Origin of the sequence: Mycolicibacterium elephantis DSM 44368 (assembly GCF_004014805.1) — a bacterium.
In the GTDB taxonomy this organism is placed as follows: Bacteria; Actinomycetota; Actinomycetes; order Mycobacteriales; family Mycobacteriaceae; genus Mycobacterium; species Mycobacterium elephantis.
Genome location: NZ_ATDN01000012.1, coordinates 170126 through 189698, shown reverse-complemented (window position 1 = coordinate 189698; position 19573 = coordinate 170126). Strand labels below are relative to the sequence as shown.

At 68.3% G+C, this 19573-nt stretch carries 17 protein-coding genes and 1 tRNA gene; 12 read left to right on the top strand and 6 right to left on the bottom strand.

What is annotated here, in order from left to right:
• Position 1: 1 nt before the first annotated feature.
• The 3 genes from MELE44368_RS10460 to MELE44368_RS10450 all read right to left on the bottom strand — a co-directional run bounded on the left by MELE44368_RS10460 (position 2) and on the right by MELE44368_RS10450 (position 3930).
• A complete protein-coding gene (locus MELE44368_RS10460) occupies positions 2–1564 on the bottom strand; it encodes an AMP-binding protein (RefSeq protein WP_128108401.1) in 1563 nt (520 codons plus the stop codon).
• Between the two features lie 94 nt (positions 1565–1658).
• Positions 1659–3092 (bottom strand): FadR/GntR family transcriptional regulator, encoded by a 1434-nt coding sequence (locus MELE44368_RS10455; RefSeq protein WP_128108400.1) that lies wholly within the window; start codon positions 3090–3092, stop codon positions 1659–1661.
• 4 nt (positions 3093–3096) lie between these two features.
• Positions 3097–3930, bottom strand: coding sequence for an enoyl-CoA hydratase/isomerase family protein (locus tag MELE44368_RS10450; RefSeq protein ID WP_128108399.1), 834 nt, complete (start codon positions 3928–3930; stop codon positions 3097–3099).
• A gap of 171 nt (positions 3931–4101) precedes the next feature.
• On the opposite strand from MELE44368_RS10450, the gene MELE44368_RS10445 reads away from it, so the two are divergent.
• Genes MELE44368_RS10445 through MELE44368_RS10425 form a run of 5 tightly spaced genes read left to right on the top strand, consistent with a single transcriptional unit; the run spans position 4102 to position 11023 of the window.
• Positions 4102–5328 (top strand): cytochrome P450 family protein, encoded by a 1227-nt coding sequence (locus tag MELE44368_RS10445; RefSeq protein ID WP_128108398.1) that lies wholly within the window; start codon positions 4102–4104, stop codon positions 5326–5328.
• 1 nt (position 5329) lies between these two features.
• Positions 5330–6598: an FAS1-like dehydratase domain-containing protein gene (locus MELE44368_RS10440; RefSeq protein WP_128108397.1), complete on the top strand. Its 1269-nt coding sequence runs from the start codon at positions 5330–5332 to the stop codon at positions 6596–6598.
• On the top strand, positions 6595–7431 hold the full coding sequence (locus MELE44368_RS10435; RefSeq protein ID WP_128108396.1) for an enoyl-CoA hydratase/isomerase family protein: 837 nt from the start codon (positions 6595–6597) through the stop codon (positions 7429–7431). Before MELE44368_RS10440 ends, MELE44368_RS10435 begins: the two co-directional genes overlap by 4 nt.
• Complete coding sequence (locus tag MELE44368_RS10430; protein WP_128108395.1) at positions 7428–8882, top strand: phosphotransferase family protein; 1455 nt, start codon at positions 7428–7430, stop codon at positions 8880–8882. The genes MELE44368_RS10435 and MELE44368_RS10430 overlap by 4 nt, the downstream gene beginning before the upstream one ends.
• Positions 8846–11023, top strand: a complete 2178-nt coding sequence (locus MELE44368_RS10425; protein ID WP_128108394.1) for an acyl-CoA dehydrogenase family protein — start codon at positions 8846–8848, stop codon at positions 11021–11023. Before MELE44368_RS10430 ends, MELE44368_RS10425 begins: the two co-directional genes overlap by 37 nt.
• 26 nt (positions 11024–11049) lie before the next feature.
• Here the strand turns inward: MELE44368_RS10425 and MELE44368_RS10420 are convergent, their stop codons facing one another.
• Complete coding sequence (locus MELE44368_RS10420; protein WP_241566555.1) at positions 11050–11463, bottom strand: Zn-ribbon domain-containing OB-fold protein; 414 nt, start codon at positions 11461–11463, stop codon at positions 11050–11052.
• A 75-nt stretch (positions 11464–11538) separates the two neighbouring features.
• Between MELE44368_RS10420 and MELE44368_RS10415 the strand changes: the two genes are divergently transcribed.
• The 5 genes from MELE44368_RS10415 to MELE44368_RS10395 are packed head-to-tail and all read left to right on the top strand — an operon-like array spanning position 11539 to position 17123.
• Positions 11539–12672, top strand: a complete 1134-nt coding sequence (locus MELE44368_RS10415; RefSeq protein WP_241566554.1) for a thiolase family protein — start codon at positions 11539–11541, stop codon at positions 12670–12672.
• Positions 12651–14225 (top strand): AMP-binding protein, encoded by a 1575-nt coding sequence (locus tag MELE44368_RS10410; protein WP_241566553.1) that lies wholly within the window; start codon positions 12651–12653, stop codon positions 14223–14225. Before MELE44368_RS10415 ends, MELE44368_RS10410 begins: the two co-directional genes overlap by 22 nt.
• A 12-nt stretch (positions 14226–14237) precedes the next feature.
• Positions 14238–15089, top strand: a complete 852-nt coding sequence (locus tag MELE44368_RS10405) for a mycofactocin-coupled SDR family oxidoreductase (RefSeq protein ID WP_128108392.1) — start codon at positions 14238–14240, stop codon at positions 15087–15089.
• A 7-nt stretch (positions 15090–15096) separates the two neighbouring features.
• Positions 15097–16101 (top strand): LLM class flavin-dependent oxidoreductase, encoded by a 1005-nt coding sequence (locus MELE44368_RS10400; protein WP_128108391.1) that lies wholly within the window; start codon positions 15097–15099, stop codon positions 16099–16101.
• Complete coding sequence (locus MELE44368_RS10395; RefSeq protein WP_164890082.1) at positions 16098–17123, top strand: spirocyclase AveC family protein; 1026 nt, start codon at positions 16098–16100, stop codon at positions 17121–17123. The genes MELE44368_RS10400 and MELE44368_RS10395 overlap by 4 nt, the downstream gene beginning before the upstream one ends.
• 9 nt (positions 17124–17132) lie before the next feature.
• Here MELE44368_RS10395 and MELE44368_RS10390 read toward each other — a convergent pair whose 3' ends face one another.
• Complete coding sequence (locus tag MELE44368_RS10390; RefSeq protein WP_128108469.1) at positions 17133–17699, bottom strand: TetR/AcrR family transcriptional regulator; 567 nt, start codon at positions 17697–17699, stop codon at positions 17133–17135.
• A gap of 147 nt (positions 17700–17846) precedes the next feature.
• Here MELE44368_RS10390 and MELE44368_RS10385 point away from each other — a divergent pair, with 147 nt between their 5' ends.
• The gene (locus tag MELE44368_RS10385) at positions 17847–18812 is read left to right on the top strand and encodes an oxygenase MpaB family protein (RefSeq protein WP_128108390.1); all 966 of its coding nucleotides are present in this window, start codon (positions 17847–17849) and stop codon (positions 18810–18812) included.
• A gap of 61 nt (positions 18813–18873) precedes the next feature.
• On the opposite strand, the gene MELE44368_RS10380 is transcribed toward MELE44368_RS10385, so the two are convergent.
• Positions 18874–19365, bottom strand: a complete 492-nt coding sequence (locus MELE44368_RS10380; RefSeq protein WP_128108389.1) for a YajQ family cyclic di-GMP-binding protein — start codon at positions 19363–19365, stop codon at positions 18874–18876.
• Between the two features lie 108 nt (positions 19366–19473).
• Here MELE44368_RS10380 and MELE44368_RS10375 point away from each other — a divergent pair.
• Positions 19474–19559, top strand: a tRNA-Tyr gene (locus tag MELE44368_RS10375).
• The last annotated feature ends 14 nt before the right edge of the window (positions 19560–19573 follow it).

Genomic DNA, 19573 nt, shown 5'->3' with positions numbered 1-19573 from the left:
GTCAGACCCGCCGTCCGGCTTCGGCCCAGTAGGCGTCACGGACGACGCGCTTGATCAACTTGCCGGCCTCGTTGCGCGGCAGCCTCGGTTCGAAGTCCACCGACCGCGGGCATTTGAAGCCGGCGAGCCTGGCCCGGCAGTACGCGATGAGTTCGTCGGCCAGCCCGGCGGAGGGTTCGGCCTCGTCGACGAGTTCGACCACGGCCTTGACCTGTTCGCCCCATTCGGGGTCGGGGACACCGATGACCGCGACGTCGCCCACCGCGGGATGGGTCAGCAGCACCCCTTCGACCTCGGCGGGATAGATGTTGACCCCGCCGCTGATGATCATGTCCTTGGCGCGGTCACAGATGAAGAGGTATCCGTCGTCGTCGAGGTAGCCGACGTCGCCGATGGTGAACGCCGATCCGCGGTACACCGACGCGGTGAGCTCGGCGTCGTTGCGGTACTCGAACGACAGCCCGTCCAGCCGTTCGATGTAGACGTTGCCGATTGCGTTGGGCGGCAATGGGTTGCCTTCGTCGTCGAGGATGTGCACCCGCACACCGCGGATCGGGCGGCCCACCGTGCCCGGCTTCTCCAGCCAGCGGTGGGGTTTCGCGATGGTGGCCGGACCCTCGGTGCCGCCGTAGGTCTCCCAGATCACCGGGCCCCACCACGCCATCATGTCCTTCTTCACCTGCAGCGGGCAGGGTGCGGCGGAATGGATCACCGATCGCAGGCTCGAAAGGTCGTACTTCGCGCGCACGTGGGGCGGCAGCTTCAGCATCCGCACGAACTGGGTGGGCACCATGTAGGCCGTTGTCACGCCGTGCCGCTCGATCGCCGACAGCGTCTGCTCGGCGTCGAACCTGCCCAGAATCGCAAGGGCCTGACCGACATTGAGCGCGCCGAGGTAGAAGCTCTGACATCCGGCGTGGTGCATACCGGTCGACACGAGATGAACGCCTTCGAGCGGACGGAAGTCGAACGCGCGACCGAAGATCGCGTGCGCGTTGGCGGCCTCCCCGGGATCCCGGCCATCGAGCGGGCGCACGATGCCCTTGGGCTTGCCCGTCGTGCCCGAGGAGTACCGGATCGCGTCGCCCTGGGTGCGCTCGGCGGGCGGCGTCGACGGCTGCCCGGCCAGGAAGTCGGCTTCGGAGACAAAGCCGGCCGGGGCCGGCCCGCCCACGACGACCCGCAGCCGGGCCCCGTCGGGCACCGAGCCGAACCGGTCGAGGTAATCGGGGTGCGCCGCCAAGGCCGACGCGCCGGAGTGCGCGAGTATCGAGGCGAACTCGTCGGCGGACAGCGCGGTGTTGAGGGTGAGGTAGCGCAGCCCGATCTCGGTGGTGGCGAGCTGCCAGATGACGGCGTCGACGTCGTTGGGCAGCGCGTAGGCGACGGTGTCACCGACCCGCAGGCCGTGTGCGCGCAGCGCGTTCGCCACCCGGTGCGCGGCGGCCGCCAGCTCGGCGAAGGTCATGGTCCGGCCGCTGGGCGATTCGACGATGGCCGGCGCCTCGGGGTGGTCCTCGGCGATCCACCACACGCCGAGCCGCTGATCCCATGGATGCCGCATCCAGCCTCCCCGCAGGTTCGATTCAGATAAAACAGTATCCTTAATCACGGCGCGGGGAAAGCCCGGATGTCACGGCGGGCGGCTTTCGGTCAGGTCACGACGGGCCGGTGGCGGCCATGTGGTCGCGCATCCGCGCCACCGCCAACTCGGCGTCGCCGGCCAGCAGGGCGTCGGCGATGCTCTGGTGGGCGGGCACCACCGTGGACGGCAGCTCCTGAGACATCGCGCCCACCCGCGGATCTTCAATTGCGAACTGCGAGAAGAACTGCCAGCCGAGCCGCATCGTGACGCCGTGCACCAGGCTCAGCGCGCGGTTGCCGGTGAGCCGGCCCAGCATCGAGTGGAAGTCCTCGCCGTGGCCGAACGCCGTCGCGGGGCCGTGTTCGGACTCCGCGCGCAGAGCGGCCTCGATGGCAGCCGAATTCGCACCACCCGACTTCAGCGCCTCGGCGGCCCGCTCCACCACCGCCAGTTCCAGCCCGACCCGCAGGTCCGCGATGTGCCGGACCTTGACACCATGCCTGCGCAGATAGATCGTGAAGATGTCGACGACGGCGGAGATGTCGGGCTCGGTGACGAACAAGCCGCCGCCCGGACCCCGCCGGGTCAGCGCGATCTGGTGGTACTCCAGGATCCGGATGGCCTCGCGCACGACGGCGCGGCTGGCGCGGTACTTCTCCATCAGCGCGGCCTCGGATCCGACGAACGTGCCCGGCGTCGCGCCAGAGGTGGTGAGCTCGGCGAAGATCTGCCGGGCGAGCGCTTCGCCGCGCTTGTCACCGAGCGTGCCGGCGAGCGCGACGTCGGGGTCCAGCCGCTGCACGGTCGCCGGCTGCGCCCGGATGAAGTCGGCCTCGGCGCGCAGATGGCGGCGCATCCGTTCGCGGGCCAGGGCGGGATCGTTGGCCAGCACCGCCTTGGCGATGCCGCGATGCGCCCGCAGCACTGCGCGGTCGATGTCGGCGGGCAGGCGGGCGACGTCGCTGAAGTGGAAATTGCAGACCCGGGAGAAGGTTTCGACGAACAGCTCGAGCACGGGGTTGCCCGACAGGACGGCAAGCTGGGTGTGCAGCTCCCGGAAATCGGTGAGCCGGCCTTCGGCTTCCCGGTCCACGGTGTCACGAACGGCCGCCTGGTCGGCCTCGGCGATGCGTTGCGTGGCGAGTTCGGCGGCGAGCTCCTCGAGCAGGATTCTGGTGTCGAAGATCTCGTCGAGGGTGGCGCCGACGCGCAGCAGATAGATGACCGCGGGCCCGATGACGGCGTCGACGTCGGGTTCGTCGATGACCAGGCCGCCGCCAGTGCCCCGGCGCATCCGCGCCACCCGCTGATGTTCGACGAGCCGGATCGCCTCACGCAGCACGGCGCGGCTGACTCCGTACCGTTCGAGGAGTTCGGTCTCCGACCCCAGCACCTGGCCGACCGGCCAGCCCAGCTCGACCACGTCGTTGACGATCTGCTCGGCCGCGCGCCCGGCCAGCTTGGCCCGGCGCGAGTCGACGCGGGGTCCGATTCGTTCGGGGTTCAAGGCGTCACCGATAGGTGGGCGGCCCGTTGCGGCGCGGTGCCGACCGGCGCTCGGCGAGCGGCGGGTTGCCGATGTGGGTGTAGGCCATGCCGTTGTGCAGCGCGGTCGACCTGGTCATGTCTAGAGATTCCCATATCGCCCGCACGCTGCCCTGGATCGCGGTCGGGTTGCGCGCCGCGATGGACGCCGCGATCGCCTGCGCCCGGTCCCACAGCTCCTCGCGGGGCACGACTTCGGACACCAGCCCGATCCGCATGGCCGTCGCCGCGGAGATGCGCTCCTCGGTTCCCATCAGCGCCCACCGCAGCACCTCGCCCAGCGGCACACCGCGGTGCAGCATGCCGATCGGCTCGAGGGCCGAGACGATCGAGGCGTTGGCATGCGGGTCAAAGAAACTCGCGTCCTCGGAGCAGATGATGATGTCGGACTCGTTGAGCAGATACTGCGCGCCGCCGGCCGCGAACCCGTGCACCGCGGTGATCACCGGTTTCCAACAGCGGTGCACGATCTTCGGCGATATCACCGTGCCCGGGTCGAAGGTGTTCCACACGTTGGAGCGGAAGAACCAGTTGCCGTCGCCCTTGACGTCGACGCCGGTGCAGAACGCGCGGTCGCCGGCGGCCCGCAGCACCACCGAATGGACCTCGTCGTCGTCGCGCACCGTCTGCCACGCCCACGCCAGCTCGGCGGCCATTTGAGCGGAAACCGCATTCAGCGCGTCCGGACGGTTCAAAGTGATGGTGGCGACGTGGTCGTCGACGCCGAACTCGATGTCCTGCAGCCGGGCCGCGTCGACCCCGTCCGTGGGCACTTGATCGTGGGGGGTAGCGGAAATCATAGTAATCAGTGTACTAATAGGATCCGAGCCCAGTTGAGATACGGAGAAGTCGACCTTGGAGAGCCCGCACGCGCGTGCCGCGCTGCTCTTCGCATCGGCCGCCGAGCCTGTCGGCGGGCCAGACGTCGCGATGTTCGAGTCCAGTTCCGGTGACCACGGACGGGAGTAACCATGTCCAAAGTGATTGACTCGCTTGAGAAGACCGATCTGGGTTCGCGCGAGATGCTGGACACCCCGCATGCGCGGTTCGCATACCTGCGCAAGCACCAGCCGGTGTCGTGGGCGACCGCCAAAGGTCTCCTGCAGGGCCAGGGCGGCTACCTGTTGACCCGCCACGACGACGTCATGACCCTGCACAGCGACGACAGGTTCTCCACCGACGTCCTGAAGAACTCGCCTGCGGGCAAGTTCATCTGGTTGCTGCCGCCGAGCCTGCGAATGCTGGCCCAGACCATGGTGTTCAAGGACGATCCGGACCACAAGCGGCTACGCACCCTGGTGCACAAGGCCTTCACCCCCAAGCTCGTCAGCACCATGGCACCCGACATCGCCAAGATCGCCGAGCAGCTGGCCGACGACGTCGCGGCCAAGCGCGAGGTCGACCTGGTGCACGCCTACGCCGTCCGGCTTCCGCTCGCGGTGATCGCCACCATGCTCGGCGTCCCCGACGAGGACCGCGACATGTTCCACATGCTGGTGGAGAAGCTGGGCAACGAGCAGCACAAGATGATGCGCGGCTACCCGACGGCGCGCAAGCTCGCCAAGCTGTTCGAGGCGATGATCGACGACCGGCGGCGACGTCCTGACGACGGCCTGATCTCCGAGCTCATCCGCGCCAACGAGGGCGGGGACCGGCTCAGCCACCGCGAGCTGGTCTCCATGGTGTTCCTGTTGCTGCTGGCCGGCCACGACACCACGGCCAACCTGATCGGCAGCAGCGTGCTGGCGCTCATCGAGCATCCGGAACAACTGGCCCAGCTGCGGGCGCAACCGGAACTCCTGGAGACCACCGCGATCGAGGAACTGCTGCGCTTCACCTCACCGGTCGCCGACGGCGCCGCGCGATTCGCGATGGCGGACATGGAGATCGGCGGTATGCCGATTCCGCGCGGCTCCCAGGTGATCGGCTCGATCACGTCCGCGAACTACGACGAAGCGGTCTTCGAGGATCCCGAATCCTTGATCCTCACGCGGAAGCCCAACCGGCACTTGGCGTTCGCGTTCGGTATCCACTACTGCCTGGGCCACCAGCTGGCCCGGCTGGAGGGCCGCATCGCGCTTTCCACCCTGTTGCAACGCTTCGACCACTGGGAACCGCTGGCGCCGCGGGAAAGCCTGCGGTACAAGCCCACTGCGTCGCTGCGAGGACTGATCAACCTACCGATACGGATGTACTGACATGACCCAGACCGAACAGGCCCGAGACTTCGATCACGCGATCAAAGACGAGGATATCGAGCGCGCCAAACTGCTGATCGGCATCGACGCGCCGATCAGCATCGACGAACACCACCGCGAATGCAGCGTCGACACGATCCGTCAGTTCGCGATCGGATACGGCGACGACAATCCGCTCTACGTCGACCCGGACTACGCGGCCACGACGCGGTGGGGCGGTCCGATCGCGCCGCCGATGATCCATTCCTCATTGTCGAAGAAGATGCTCGGAGACCCGATCCCCGAGGACATCCGCAAGGCCACCAAGGGATTGTTCTCCGGTGTGCACCTTTTCGTTTCCGGCCAGGACACCGAATGGTTCAAACCGGTGCGTCCCGGCGACCAGCTGTTCGGGTTCGGCGGTATGGAGTCCACCGAGGTCAAGTCAAGCGAGTACGCCGGTCGCTCGGTCATCCGGGTCCGCCGGGCCGTGCGGGTCAACCAGCGCGCCGAGATCGTCGCGATCGAGCGCACCATCCTGATCGCCACCGAACGCAAGAAGTCGCGGGAGCGCGGCAAGTACATGGACCTCAAGCCCGCGACGTACACCGACGAGCAGATCGCCGAGATCGACGAGATCTACGCGGCCGAGGGCCCACGCGGCGCCGAACCGCGCTACTTCGAAGACGTCGAGGTCGGCGAAGCGCTGCCGAAGATGGTCAAGGGCCCGCTGACGCTGACCGACATGATCTGCTTCCACGCCGGGGGATACGGCTTCGGCCCGTACGGAATCGGCGGCACCCGAGTGGGTTACAAGAACCGGCAGAAGAAGCCCAAGTTCTACATCAAGAACGCCGCGGGCATCCCGGACGTCGCGCAGCGGCTGCACTGGGAGAACGAATGGTCGCAGTCGATCGGTAACCCGATGGCCTACGACTACGGAATCATGCGGGAGTGCTGGCTGACGCACTACCTCACCGACTGGATGGGCGACGACGGCTGGTTGGTGCGCCAGCACGACGAGATGCGCAAGTTCAACTACATCGGCGACACCCAGTTCATCACCGGCGAGGTGGTCGGCAAGCGCATCGAGAACGGCAACGGCGTCGTCGACGTCGAATTCCGGGCCACCAGTCAGCGCGGTGAGATCACCGCGCCGGCAACCGCGACGGTGGCGCTGCCCAGCCGGGAACTCGGGCCGGTCGTGCTTCCGGAACCCGACGAGGAGTTGCGGCGCAAGGCGGTCGCGTTCATGGCGCGCCACAACGAATTGTCCGGCCGGAAACGGTGACGTTGGCCGCCGCACAGCAGATCGACACCGGCACCGTGACCGTGCTGGCCGAGGTCGCCGACGGGGTCGGGTCCATCACGCTCAACCGGCCCGAGCGGCGAAACGCCCTGCACGCCGAGATGTATGAGGCCGTGCCGCGCCTGCTGGAGCGGTTCGCCACCGCCGACGACGTAGGCTGTGTGCTGATCACCGGCGCCGGCGACGCGTTCTGCGCGGGCGGTGACGTCCGCGACGGCGGCTCGGCCAAGGACGTTCCCGCGGGCGACCGGGATCAGCAGATCGCCGCGCGCGCAGCGATTCTCGCCGACAATGCCTGCATGGTGAGCCTGCTGCACAACCTGCCGAAGGTGACGATCGCGGCCCTGCCGGGCGCGGCGGTCGGAGCCGGGATGAGCATCGCGCTGTCCACCGACCTGCGCATCGCCGCGAGGTCGGCACGGCTCATCCCCGGCTGGGCCAAGCTGGCGTTCTCCGGCGACTTCGGCGGTGCCTGGCTGCTGACGCATCTGGTGGGCCCGTCCAAGGCGCTGGAACTGCTCATCGCTGACGTGGCGATCGACGCCGACACCGCCGCGCACCTCGGCCTGTTCAACCGGGTGGTCGACGACGCCGACCTGCCCGCGGCCGCACGCGCATGGGCCACCACGATCGCCGCCGGCCCCACCTCGGCGTTCGCCGGAACCAAGGCCAACGTGCTTGATGCGCTGCGGCTTTCGCTGGACGAGGCGTTGCTGCCCGAGAGCGAGCGGATGGTGCGCAGCGCGCTCACCCAGGAGCACCGCGACGCGGTCAAGGCCTGGCTGGCCACGGCGAACAAGAAGAGCAAGTCATGACCGGTGATCGTCCGGAGCTGCCCGCCGACATCCGCGAGTGGATCATGGCGCAGACCGGCGCGCAGCGCGTCGACGTCAAGCAGGTGCCGGGCGGCGCGAGCAGGCAGGCGTGGTTCGTCGACATCTTCGCCGGGGCCGACGCCCAGCACCTGTTCCTGCGCTACGACCCGCGGGAACCGGATCCCGTCAGCGCATTTCATCCGCTGGCGGTCGAGGCCGAGATCATGGCCGAGCTGTACCGCCACGGCGTGACGGTGCCGCGGGTCGTCGCCGCGCACCCGCAGCGCCAGGCGGTCCTGCTGGAACGCATCGACGGCGGCACCTGGTTCAGCCGGATCAAGGACCCCGACGAGCAGGTGAGCACCGCCCGCGACTTCATCACCAAACTGGCCGCGCTGCACCGGATCGACGCGAAGGACCTGACGATGCCGAGCCTGGGCGCCGCCGGTCCGGTCGAAGGGCACGTTCGTGACGAGATCACGGCCATGCGGGCACGGGTGGATCGCTATCGAAAACCCGCCCCGCTGTTGAGGTTCTGCATCGAGTGGCTGGACCGCAACATCCCCGACTACGACGGGCCCACCGTGTTTGTGCAGGGCGACACCGGGCCCGGCAACTTCATGTACGCCGACGGTGCCGTCACGGCCATCGTGGACTGGGAACTCGCGCATTTCGGCGACCCGATGGACGACATCGCCTGGCTCTCGCTGCGCACCGTGCAGGACACGTTCACCGACTTCCCCGCCCGCCTCGCCGAATACGAACAACTGTCCGGGCACCCTATCGACGAAGACCGCGTCTGGTACTACCGCCTGTTCGCCGAGACCCGGCTGGCGTCGTTGAGCCCGGGCAGCGTCGACGTCCGCGCCTCGGTGCCCGCCGGCTCACCCGATGCGGGCAACAGTCTGATCTACGGCATGCTGCATCGCCGGTTGCTCATCGAGGCGCTGGCCCACGTCGTCGGAATTCCGGAGGTCGACGTGGCACTGCCCGACGCCGACGCCGAGTCCGAATACGCGCCGGTGTATGACGCGGCCGCGGCCGCGATGTCGGCTGCGGCGGCGCGCACGCAGGACGCCCTGGCGCTGCGCTACGTCAAGGGCGCCGCGCGGCTAGTGAAGTACTTGGCCGAAGTCGATCGCCTCGGCGCTGTCGTCGATGCCGACGAAACCGCCGAGCTCGCCGCGCTTCTCGGCGAGGCGCCGACCTCTGTGGCGCAGGGCCGCGCCGCACTCGCGGAGGCGGCCGGCCGAGGCGAGGTCAGCGAGCACGACTACGTCGCGCAGTTGTGGCGTGGCATCAAACGCGACGACTACCTGACCCGCACGGCATCGGGTGCGCTGGGACGGCGCACCTGGCCGCCACTTCGCCATCCGGCCGAACCCCATCCCGTCGAGCAAGGAGATCCGGACTCTTGGGCATCGCCATCACCGAAGACCACCGTGAGTTAGCCGGCGTCGTACGGGATTTCCTGACCGCACGCGGTGCCCGGACGGCGGCGCGCGACCTGCTCGACGCCGAATCCGAGGCCCGCCCTGCGTTCTGGTCGGAACTGGCCGGCCTGGGCTGGCTCGGCCTGCACGTGCCCGAGGAGTACGGCGGCGGGGGCTATGGGCTGCCCGAGCTGGTGGTGGTCGCCGAGGAGTTCGGCCGCGCCGCTGCGCCGGGACCGTTTCTGCCGACGGTGATCGGCTCGGCGATCATCGCCGCCGCGGGCAACGACGACCAGCGGGCACGCTGGCTGCCCCCGCTCGTGAACGGCACCGCGACAGCCGGATTCGGGCTCGAGGCCGCCGGCGAGTCCCCGATCTCCGCCGAGGGCGACCGCTTCTCCGGTGAGTCCGGGGTGGTGCTCGGCGCCGGACTGGCCGAGCTCCTGGTGCTCACGGTCGGCGAGGACGTGCTGATCGTCGACGCCGCCGCCGACGGTGTCACCGTCGACGTGCCGGCCAACCTCGACCCCACCCGGCGGTCGGGGCGGGTCAGGCTGACCGACGTCGAACTGGCGCCCACCGACATCCTGCCCGGCGCGGCGGGCGTCGCGACCGCACTGGCCCGCGTCGTCGGTGCCGCCGAAGCCGTTGGCGGCGCGCAGAATTGCGTCGACGCCGCGGTCGCCTACGCCAAGGTGCGTGAGCAATTCGGCCGCACCATCGGCACCTTCCAGGCCGTCAAGCACCACCTGGCCAACATGCTGGTCGCCGCCGAGCAGGCCACCGCGACGGTGTGGGACGCGGCACGGGCCGCGACCGCGGGCGACGACGAGTTCGCGCTGATGGCGGCCTGCGCGGCCACCCTGGCGTTTCCGGCCTACGTGCACAACGCCGAGCTCAACATCCAGGTGCACGGCGGCATCGGGTTCACCTGGGAGCACGACGCACACCTGCACCTGCGTCGGTCGGCCACGCTGCGAGGCATCCTCGGCGGCCGGACCGCGCCGGCCGACGTGTACACGCTGACCTCCAAGGGCGTGGTGCGGGAGAACTCGATCGACCTACCGCCGGAGGCTGAGCAGCTGCGCGCCGAACTACGCGCCGAGCTGGCCACCTGGTCCGAGCTGGACGAGAAGCGGTTGCGGGACAAGATGATCGAGACCGGTTATGTGATGCCGCACTGGCCCAAGCCATGGGGCCGCGCGGCCGACGCGGTGGAGCAGCTGGTCATCGAGCAGGAGTTCGCGGCGGCCGGCGTCAAGCGTCCCGAGTACGGCATCACCGGCTGGGTGATCCTCACGCTCATCCAGCACGGCACCGCCGAGCAGATCGAGCGATTCGTCAACCCGGCGCTGCGCCACGAACAGGTGTGGTGCCAGCTGTTCTCCGAACCCGGCGCGGGATCGGACGCCGCCGCGGTGAGCACGAAAGCGGTCCGCACCGAGGGCGGTTGGATCGTCAACGGCCAGAAGGTGTGGACCAGCGGCGCCCAGCACTGCCACCTCGGGCTGGCCACTGTGCGCACCGATCCCGACGCCCCCAAGCACGCGGGCATCACCACGGTGATCATCGACATGCACGCCCCCGGCGTCGAGGTCCGTCCGCTGCGGCAGATCACCGGCGGCTCGGAGTTCAACGAGGTGTTCTTCAACGACGTGTTCGTCCCCGATCACGACGTCGTCGGGGCGCCGAACGACGGCTGGGCGGTGGCGCGCGCGACGCTCGGCAACGAACGCGTGAGCATCGGTGGCGGCGCCGCCGGCGCGCGGGGCGCGGCCACCACGGTCGTCGACCTGACCGCGCGCTACGGCGACCGCGTGGCCGGCGCGGCCGAGCGAGCGGGGCGCTTCCTGGCCGAGGACCACGCGCTGCGGCTGCTCAACCTGCGCCGTGCCGCCCGCAGCGTGGCGGGCGCCGAACCCGGCCCGGAGGGCAACGTGACCAAACTGCTGATCGCCGAACACGTCGTCGCGCGCGCCGGCCTGTCCGCCGAGTTGTTCGGGCCCGACGTGGCGCTGCTGTCGGCTCCGGCCAAGGTGACCGGGCTGTTGATGCTCGGCTCGCGCGGGATGACGATCGCGGGCGGCACCTCGGAGATCACGCGCAACCAGATCGCCGAACGCATCCTCGGCCTGCCCCGCGATCCGCTCATCAAATGACCGGCGGCACAAAGGCGGTCGGTCGGTTATGCCGGGGAGAACACCGGGACGAACACCGAATCGTGTTGCTCGAACCGCACCCGGACCGGCATACCGCACGCCACCGCGGAGGGATCGCAGTCCACGATGTTGGCGACGACCCGCAGACCGCGCTGCTCGTTGAGCTCCACCAGCGCGATCACGAAAGGCGTTGGCACGTCGGGATGGAACTGCTGGTAGGCGACGGTGTAGGTGAAGACGGTACCCTCACCCGACACGGCTACGAACTCCACCGCGCCGCCGCAGTCCGGGCACCCGTCGAACGGTGGATGAAAGAAGCGTCGACAGGATCCGCAATGCGCGATCCGTAGTTCTCCCGCCGCGCCGCCGGTCCAATAGGGCCGTGACGAGTCGTCGAGTTCGGGAAGGATTCGCGGCGCCAAAGGGGGTGTTGTCGTCACCGTTTAACAGTACACTGATTAAGTTCTTTGCGACGTCGACGGGAGTGAACGATCGGATCGGGCAGAGCCGCTCCGGTGATCTCGGGCACCGGAATCTCGCAGATCGGACGGCGTACCGGTATCGCGCCGCTGGATCTGACGACGCAGGCGTGTGAAGCCGCCATCGCCGACGCCGGCCTCACCTCCGTCGACGTCGACGCCATCCTCACGCTCGGGGACACCCCGGCGGCCGAGGCCGCGCACCGGTTGGGCATCGCCGATCGCGCCGATCTCGGCGATCCGCTCGGGACTCACGGCCTGCTGACACCGGTGGCGCGGGCCTGCGCGGCCGTCGCCGAGGGCCGCGCCCGCCATGTGCTGGTCTACCGCACCGTGCAGATGATGGGGGGCACTGCCGACACCAAGTCCTCCGGCCCGAGGCCGGCGCGCGGCCGCACCGTCGGCCCGATGGGTGACGTCGGGTATCTCCTTGCCGCACACGCCTACTCGGCGGCCAACTGGTTGGCCATGCACTGCCGCCGACACATGCAGCGGTACGGGACGACCAAGGAGCAGCTCGGCTGGGTGGCGATCAACGGCCGGCGCAATGCGGGACGCAATCCACGAGCGGTGTATCGGGAGCCCATCACCATGGACGACTACCTCAATGCGCGGCCGGTGTCGGATCCCTTCGGGCTGTTGGACTGCGACGTCCCGGTCGATGGGTCCATCGCGTTGGTGGTCTCGCCCGCGAGCCACCGCGCGAACAGCCCCCACGGGGCCGTCACGGTCGAGGCCACCGGCGGCGCGTCCGGGGCAGGCGGATGGAGCGGCAGGTCGGACTACCCGAAGATGGCGGCCACCGACGCCGGGGCCGACATGTGGGCCAAGACCACCTTGAAGCCCAGCGACGTGGATGTGGCCGAACTCTACGACGGGTTCACGTTTTTGACCTTGGCGTGGCTCGAGGCGCTGGGCTTCTGCGCCGACGGTGAGGCCGGCCCCTTCGTGGAGGGCGGCACCCGCATCGCGCCCGACGGACAGCTGCCGCTGAACACCTACGGCGGTCAGCTCTCGGCAGGCCGGCTGCACGGGTACTGGGTCCTGTATGAGGCCTGTCAGCAGTTGCGCGGACGCGCCGGAGAGACCGCCTTGCCCAACCGACCCGAGGTGGCGGTGGTGTCGGCCGGTGGCGGCCCGATCGCGGGATGCGTGTTGCTGACATGTTGACCGTCGCCTCCACCGTCGCGCAGGAGATCGCCGCGGCGGCCACTGCCCACCCCGGCTCGGTGGTGGAGGTGCACAGCGAGGTCAACCCGGACTCGACCACGCTTGGCGAACTGTTCGCCGAAAGCCGGTGCGTGGCAGCGGGTCTGGCCGCGCTGGGCGTCGGCCCCGGCGACGTCGTGGCCGTGCAGCTGCCGAACTGGCGCCAGTGCCTCACCGCGCACGCGGCGATCTGGCTGCGCGGCGCGGTGGTGCTGCCGATCGTGCCGATCTACGGGCCCGCCGAAGTCTCGTTCATCGCGCAGCAGTCGGGTGCGCGCGCACTCATCCTCGCCCGCGAGATCCGCGGCCGCGACGCCGCGGACACGCTCGCGGCGGTGGCCGAGCTGCCGGGGCTGGCGCAGCGCATCATCGTCGGCGCCCCGTTGCCGGGTACCGTGTCCTACACCGAGCTCGCCGAGACCTCATCCGCGGGCTTCGCCGCGGTTCACGGGACCGATCCCCGCGACCGGTGCCTGCTGGTGTACACCTCGGGCACCACAGCGCGGCCCAAAGGTGTCCAACACACCCACGCCGGCCTGCTCGGCGAGATCCGCGCCATGGACGAAATGCGCTCCAGCGGACCCGATCTCACCATGCTGTCGGTGTTCCCGTCCGGACACATCGCTGGCACGCTCGGCATCCTGCGCACACTCTGCCGGTCCAGCGCCACGTTCGCGATGGACGCATGGAACCCGGAGACCGCGGCGCGACTCATCGACAAGCACGCGATCGGCGCCTCCGGGGGTGCCCCAATCCACCTGAGCGGGATCCTCGACATCGCCGAACGCGACGGCCTGGACGTGTCGAGCCTCGCCGAATACGTCACCGGGGCCGCCGGGGTCGCGGGCGCGCTCATCCGCCGGGCGGACCGGTTCGGGGTGGGCGCGTTCCGGTGTTACGGATCGTCCGAGCACCCGACGATCAGCTCCGGGCGCCCGCAGGACCCGCTGGACAAACGGGCCGACACCGACGGCCGGATCTGTCCCGGAACCGAGATCAGAATCGTCGACGACGACGACCGCGACGTCGCCCCGGGGGAGGCGGGCGAAATCCTCACGCGCGGAGTCGAACTATTCCGCGGCTACACCGACGACGGCCATACCCGGGCAGCGATGGTCGACGGCTGGTTCCGCACCGGCGACGTCGGACGCCTCGACGCCGACGGGTTTCTGACCATCACCGACCGCAAGAAGGACATCATCGTGCGCGGCGGCGAGAACATCTCGTCCAAGGAGGTCGAGGACGTGCTCGACAGCCATCCGGCGATCGCCGAAGCCGCCGCCGTCGGCGCCGCGGACGAGACCTACGGCGAACGGGTATGCGCCTTCGTCGTCGTCAACGACGGACAGCGGTTCGGGCTCGACGACGCCGCAGCGCATTTCGCCGCGTGCGGGCTGGCCCGCCAGAAGACCCCCGAACGCATCGTCGTCGTCGACGAGCTTCCCCGAACGGCCAGCGGCAAGGTGCAGAAGCACCTGCTGCGCGCACAACTGACCGCAACCAACACAACATGAAGGGTCACGAAGATGGGCAGAGTTGAAGGCAAGGTGGTGCTGGTCACCGGCGGCGCTCGCGGGCAGGGCCGCCGACACGCCGTGCGGCTGGCCGAGGAGGGCGCAGACATCATCCTCTTCGACATCTGCCAGGACATCGAACACAACGACTACCCGCTGGCCACCGAGCAGGACCTGGAGGAGGCCTGCCGGGAGGTCGAAAAGGCCGGGCACCGAGTGACTTCGGCGGCGGTCGACGTGCGGGACCGGAATGCGCTGGAAGCCGCCCTGGCCGCGGCGGTCGGGGAGATGGGCAGGCTCGACGTCGTCGTCGCCAACGCCGGCATCTGCCCGCTGGGCGCCGATCAACCGATCGGCGCGTTCGCCAACGCGTTCGACGTCGACTTCGTCGGCGTGGTCAACACCGTGCACTCCAGCCTGCCGTACCTGTCCGCGGGCGCCTCGATCGTGACGGTCGGCTCGGTGGCCGGGCTGCTGGCCGAGAAGGCTCCCGGTGGCGCCATGGGACCCCAGGGGGCGGGCGGCGCGGGATACAACCTCGCCAAGCAGTTCATCGACCGTTACACCATGGCCGTCGCGGCGCAACTGGCCCCACACTCCATCCGGGCGAACGTGATTCACCCCACCAACGTCAACACCGACATGCTGCACAACGAGGCGATGTACAAGATGTTCCGCCCCGACCTCGAGCACCCGAGCCTCGACGACGCGATCCTGACCTTCCCGATGATGCAGGGCATGCCGATTCCCTACGTCGAGCCCGACGACATCTCACACGCGGTGTGCTACCTGGCCTCCGACGAGTCCCGCTACGTCACCGGGGTGCAGTTCAAGGTAGACGCGGGCGCGAGCCTGAAGTTCTGAGGCCTCGATGAAGTGGGGAACGCCGTGGCCGGGAGCCGAACTCGCGCGCCGGTGTGAGGAGGCCGGAGCGGTGGCGTTCTGCGCCGGAGAGTTCGCCGACGCGAGCGCCTACGTGACCGCCTCGGAGATGGCCCACGCCACGACGACGGCGCGCACGGGCCCCGGCATCGCCTACGCGTTCGCCAGATCCCCGTTCGTGCACGCCGCCTCGGTGCGCCACCTCGACAAGATCGCCCCCGGCCGGGTGTTTCTCGGGCTGGGCGCCGGGACCAGCCGGATGAACCGCGACTGGTTCGGCGTCGACTCGTCGCACCCGGCGCCGCGGATGAAAGAGCTCGTCACCTGCATCCGGGCCTTTCTCCAGGCGGAGGACGACCAGCGAATCACCTTCGCCGGCGAGTACTACAACCTCGACGCGCACATCCGCGCCCCGGTGCTGGGCCCGATTGAGGTGCCGATTCTGCTGGGCGCCTTCAATATCCACATGCTGCGCACCGCGGGTGAGGTCGCCGACGGCGTGCTGGGACACGGGTTGTTCACCGACCGGTGGTGGGACGAGGTGGTGGACCCGCAGCTGCATCTAGGCGCCCGACGCGCGGGACGCAGCGCGGCCGACCTGCTCCGATGGGGCTGGGTCATCACCGCCGTCGACGACGACGACCCGCAACGCGCCATCGCGGACGCCAAGCGCCAGATCGCGTTCTACCTCACCGTCAAGACCTATGACTCGTTGGTTGAGCTGCACGGCTGGCAGGACGAGACCGCGGCCATCCGAGCCGAATTCGCCGGCGGCGACCCGCGCAAGATGGGCGATCACGTCACCGACGAGATGCTGTGGGCGATGGCGGTCTGCGGCGATTCGGCCCAGGCCCGCGAGATGCTGGCCGCCCGTCGGCGGCTGCCCGACATCGGATTCCTCTCTCCGCCCGGCTTTCTGGTGAGCCCGCGGCGCCGCAAGCACTACGTCGGTCAGGTCATCAATGCCTTCGAACAGATTGGAGCTGTGCTGTGACCGCAGAGCAAGCCACCCGACCGGAATCAGAGAACTTCAACCGACTCTGGACGGGCGCCAAGGACTCCCCGCCGATCGTGTGGCTGGCCCGCCTCGGCGCGGTGTTCGTGATCTTCCAGACCTACATCTATCTACGCTGGATCTTCTCTGACGCGTTCGCCCCGTCGCCGAACGGGACCGATGAGATCCCCGGCTCCACCATGACCTGGATCCGGTTCTGGGAGATCGGGTGCCTGGTGCTGGGGGTGGGTCTGTTCTGGTTCATCATCCGCAAGATGCGCCGCGAACGGCAGTTCCCCACGCTGGGCGTGTTCGTGCTGGCGTGGCTGCTGGCGGCGTGGCAGGACGTCGGCGTCAACGCGGTGCGGCCGGTGTTCGGTTACAACGGCGGCTTTTTCAACATGGGCACCTGGGCACAGTTCATGCCGGGCTGGGTCGAGAAGGGCCCCGAGAACCCCCAGCCGATCATCTACTTCCTGGCCAGCTACATCGTGCTGACCCCGTTGGCGATCATGGGCATCGACAAGCTCATCGAGACGGTGCGCAAGCGGTTTCCGCGGATCAACAAGGCCGGCGTGATCGTCTTCATGATCGCGTTGTTCACGTTCCTGTGCATCACACTGGAGCAGTTCTTCCACCGGATCGGCGCGTGGCACTACCTGCGGGTCAACGAGACCTGGTCGATCTTCAGCGGCACCATGTACCAATTCCCGCTCTACGAAGGCATTTTCTTCGGCGGGGTGGTCACCGTGCTGTCCATCGGCATCTACTGCTTCCGCGACCAGGACGGCATGATGCTCACCGACAAGGGCATCGAGCGGCTCCGCAGCACCCGCTGGTTGCCCGTCATCCGGATCCTCGCCCTGACCGCGGTGTTCAACCTGATCATGATGGTGTTCATGCTGGGCTTCAACTTCGTCAACCAGCACGCCGATGTGCAACCGGCAGAGGACGTTCCGAGCTATGTGCACCATGGGATGTGCGGCATCGACCCGAACCCGCCGTGCCCGCCGCGGCCGTGAGTCGCCGGTTCAGTCGCGGCGGGCGGCCAGAAGCCCCGAGGAGGCGAACTTGAGCCCTGCGCGCAGTTCGTCGAGGCGGATCGGGTCGTCGGCCTCGACGTAGCGCAGCGTGGTCGCCACGGCCATGTTGAAGAACAACCACGCCAACGCATCTGGGCTCAGCTCGTCGCGATACTGGTCGCGGAAGTGGCTCATGTGCAAGGTCGACAGCGCCATCAGCGTGGCGTTCAGGCCCGCGATGTTCTCGAAGGTGCGGACATGATCGGGTCGTTCGGCGAGGTAGCGGACCAGGTTGCGGTTGGCGATCGTCAGGTCGATGAGGATGTCGATGGAGGCCGCCATGGCCTCTTCGGGCGCAACCAGCGTCAGCGTCCGTAACCGTTCTTCGACGGCCGGGGCCTGCCGGGCCGCGAGGTGTTCGATCGCGGCTTCGAGGATCTCATCCTTGTCGGCGAAGTACTGATACAGCGAGCCTTTGCTGATGCCGGCCCGGTCGGCGATCAGGTTGGTGGTCACGTGCGCGGGATCGGTGGTGTGCAGCAGCGCGGCTGTGGTCTCGACGATTTTTGCGACCATCTCGCGGGAGCGTTTCTGTTGTGGCAGCTTGCGGCGCGCTGAACTGCGCTTATTGGTGCTCAACGGGAATTCCTTACGCGACTTGAATGCGACCTGGCGGTCATATTAGCGTTCGTCGCATCACCCGACAGGAGGTTTGTGCTGCTCATGACCGCCACTTCGGACCTCGAGGTTCCCACCACAGCCGACGACGACGACGAGGCCGTCGAACTCGTGCCGCTGGATTCGCTGACCGCCGAGCACACCGGGCGGTGGACGTTCCTGATCGTCGAAGGCGCGGCGTTCATGATGCAGGCGATGCATCCGATCATCGCCGAGGTCACCGGCCGCTATTCGGCGTCGTTTCACGGTGATCCGGGCGGTCGCGCGATCCGGTCGGTCGACTCGGTGCTGCGCTGGACCTACGGCGGCACCGAGGCCGTCGCCGAGGGCAACCGGGTCCGCTCGATGCACAAACCGATGACGATGAAGAGTGCGGCGAGCGGCAAGCAGATCAGCGCGCTGAATCCCGACGCCTACCAATGGGTGATCGTCACCGGATATCTGGTCAACGCGCAGGGCGGCCGACTGCTCATCGGCCGCGAGTTCACCGACGACGAGAAAGCCGAACTGCTGCGCGACAACCGGCGGCTCGCGCGGCTGCTGCACGTGCCGATGCGCGGCTATCCGCGCACGCACGAGGAGATGACCGACTACTTCGAGTCGATGGTCGACACGCTGGAGGCCACTCCGCAGGCGATGAAGCTGATGGACGACCTGATCACCGGCCACATGGAGCTGGGCCCGTCGGTGCCCAAGGCGCTCGAGCCGGTGCTCAAGGTGCTGCTGCGGCCCGCGATGCGCTTCAACTACCTGTCGATCGTCGGTCTGCTCGATCCGCGGCTGCGCGAGAAGCTCGGTGTGAGCTGGAGTGCCGAGGAAGAGCGGCAACTCAACAGGATCTACAAGGTGATTCGCGTCGCCTACCGGGTGCTGCCGGACCGGCTGACGTACTTCCCGCTGGCCTACCATGCGCTCAAGCACCACAGGTGCCTGAGGAAGATGGAGCAGCGCCAGCAGAAGTCGTGGGCCTACAAGGTTCCCGGCGCCCTTCCCGGCGCCGAGCAGACGTGAACTCCCCCAATCCCGGCGGTTTTAGGGGGTGTTCGCGTCTGCTCGCCGTGAACGCCGCTCCCTAGCGGTAGTTGACGAACTGCAGCGCGACGTCGAGGTCGGCCTTCTTGAGCATGGCGATGACGGCCTGCAGATCGTCGCGCTTCTTCGACGACACCCGCACCTCGTCGCCCTGGATCTGGGCCTTGACGCCCTTGGGGCCCTCGTCGCGGATGAGCTTGGTGATCTTCTTGGCGTTCTCGCTGCTGATGCCCTGCTTGATGGTGCCGGTGACCTTGTAGCTCTTGCCCGAGGCCTGCGGCTCGCCGACGTCGAAGGACTTCATCGAGATGTCGCGGCGGACGAGCTTCTCCTTGAACACGTCGATCGCGGCCTTGACGCGCTCCTCGGTCGAGCTGGTGATCTCGATGGCCTCCTCGCCCTTCCACGCGATGCCGGTGTCGGTGCCGCGGAAGTCGAAGCGGGTGGCCAGCTCCTTGGCCGCCTGGTTGAGCGCGTTGTCGACTTCCTGGCGGTCGACCTTGCTGACGACGTCGAACGATGAATCCGCCATTGGATCCGGTCCTCCTCGAGAGTCTGATGCCGTTTTCGTCTTCGGCCTATCCTCGTTGTACCCTGCTAGTCGCACCAAGCCGGGGTTACCGGCGCGGTGCAGCACCCAGGCAGGTTGCCCGAGCGGCCAATGGGAGCGGACTGTAAATCCGTCGGCTTACGCCTACGCAGGTTCGAATCCTGCACCTGCCACCATGCGAACCTGTGCG

Excerpts from the sequence above, each read along its gene's own strand:
- MELE44368_RS10460 (WP_128108401.1), bottom strand. The coding sequence starts at position 1,564 with ATGCGGCATCCATGGGATCAGCGGCTCGGCGTGTGGTGGATCGCCGAG.
- MELE44368_RS10450 (WP_128108399.1), bottom strand. The coding sequence starts at position 3,930 with ATGATTTCCGCTACCCCCCACGATCAAGTGCCCACGGACGGGGTCGAC.
- MELE44368_RS10445 (WP_128108398.1), top strand. The coding sequence starts at position 4,102 with ATGTCCAAAGTGATTGACTCGCTTGAGAAGACCGATCTGGGTTCGCGC.
- MELE44368_RS10440 (WP_128108397.1), top strand. The coding sequence starts at position 5,330 with ATGACCCAGACCGAACAGGCCCGAGACTTCGATCACGCGATCAAAGAC.
- MELE44368_RS10430 (WP_128108395.1), top strand. The coding sequence starts at position 7,428 with ATGACCGGTGATCGTCCGGAGCTGCCCGCCGACATCCGCGAGTGGATC.
- MELE44368_RS10410 (WP_241566553.1), top strand. The coding sequence starts at position 12,651 with ATGCGTGTTGCTGACATGTTGACCGTCGCCTCCACCGTCGCGCAGGAG.
- MELE44368_RS10405 (WP_128108392.1), top strand. The coding sequence starts at position 14,238 with ATGGGCAGAGTTGAAGGCAAGGTGGTGCTGGTCACCGGCGGCGCTCGC.
- MELE44368_RS10400 (WP_128108391.1), top strand. The coding sequence starts at position 15,097 with ATGAAGTGGGGAACGCCGTGGCCGGGAGCCGAACTCGCGCGCCGGTGT.
- MELE44368_RS10390 (WP_128108469.1), bottom strand. The coding sequence starts at position 17,699 with ATGGTCGCAAAAATCGTCGAGACCACAGCCGCGCTGCTGCACACCACC.
- MELE44368_RS10385 (WP_128108390.1), top strand. The coding sequence starts at position 17,847 with ATGACCGCCACTTCGGACCTCGAGGTTCCCACCACAGCCGACGACGAC.
- MELE44368_RS10380 (WP_128108389.1), bottom strand. The coding sequence starts at position 19,365 with ATGGCGGATTCATCGTTCGACGTCGTCAGCAAGGTCGACCGCCAGGAA.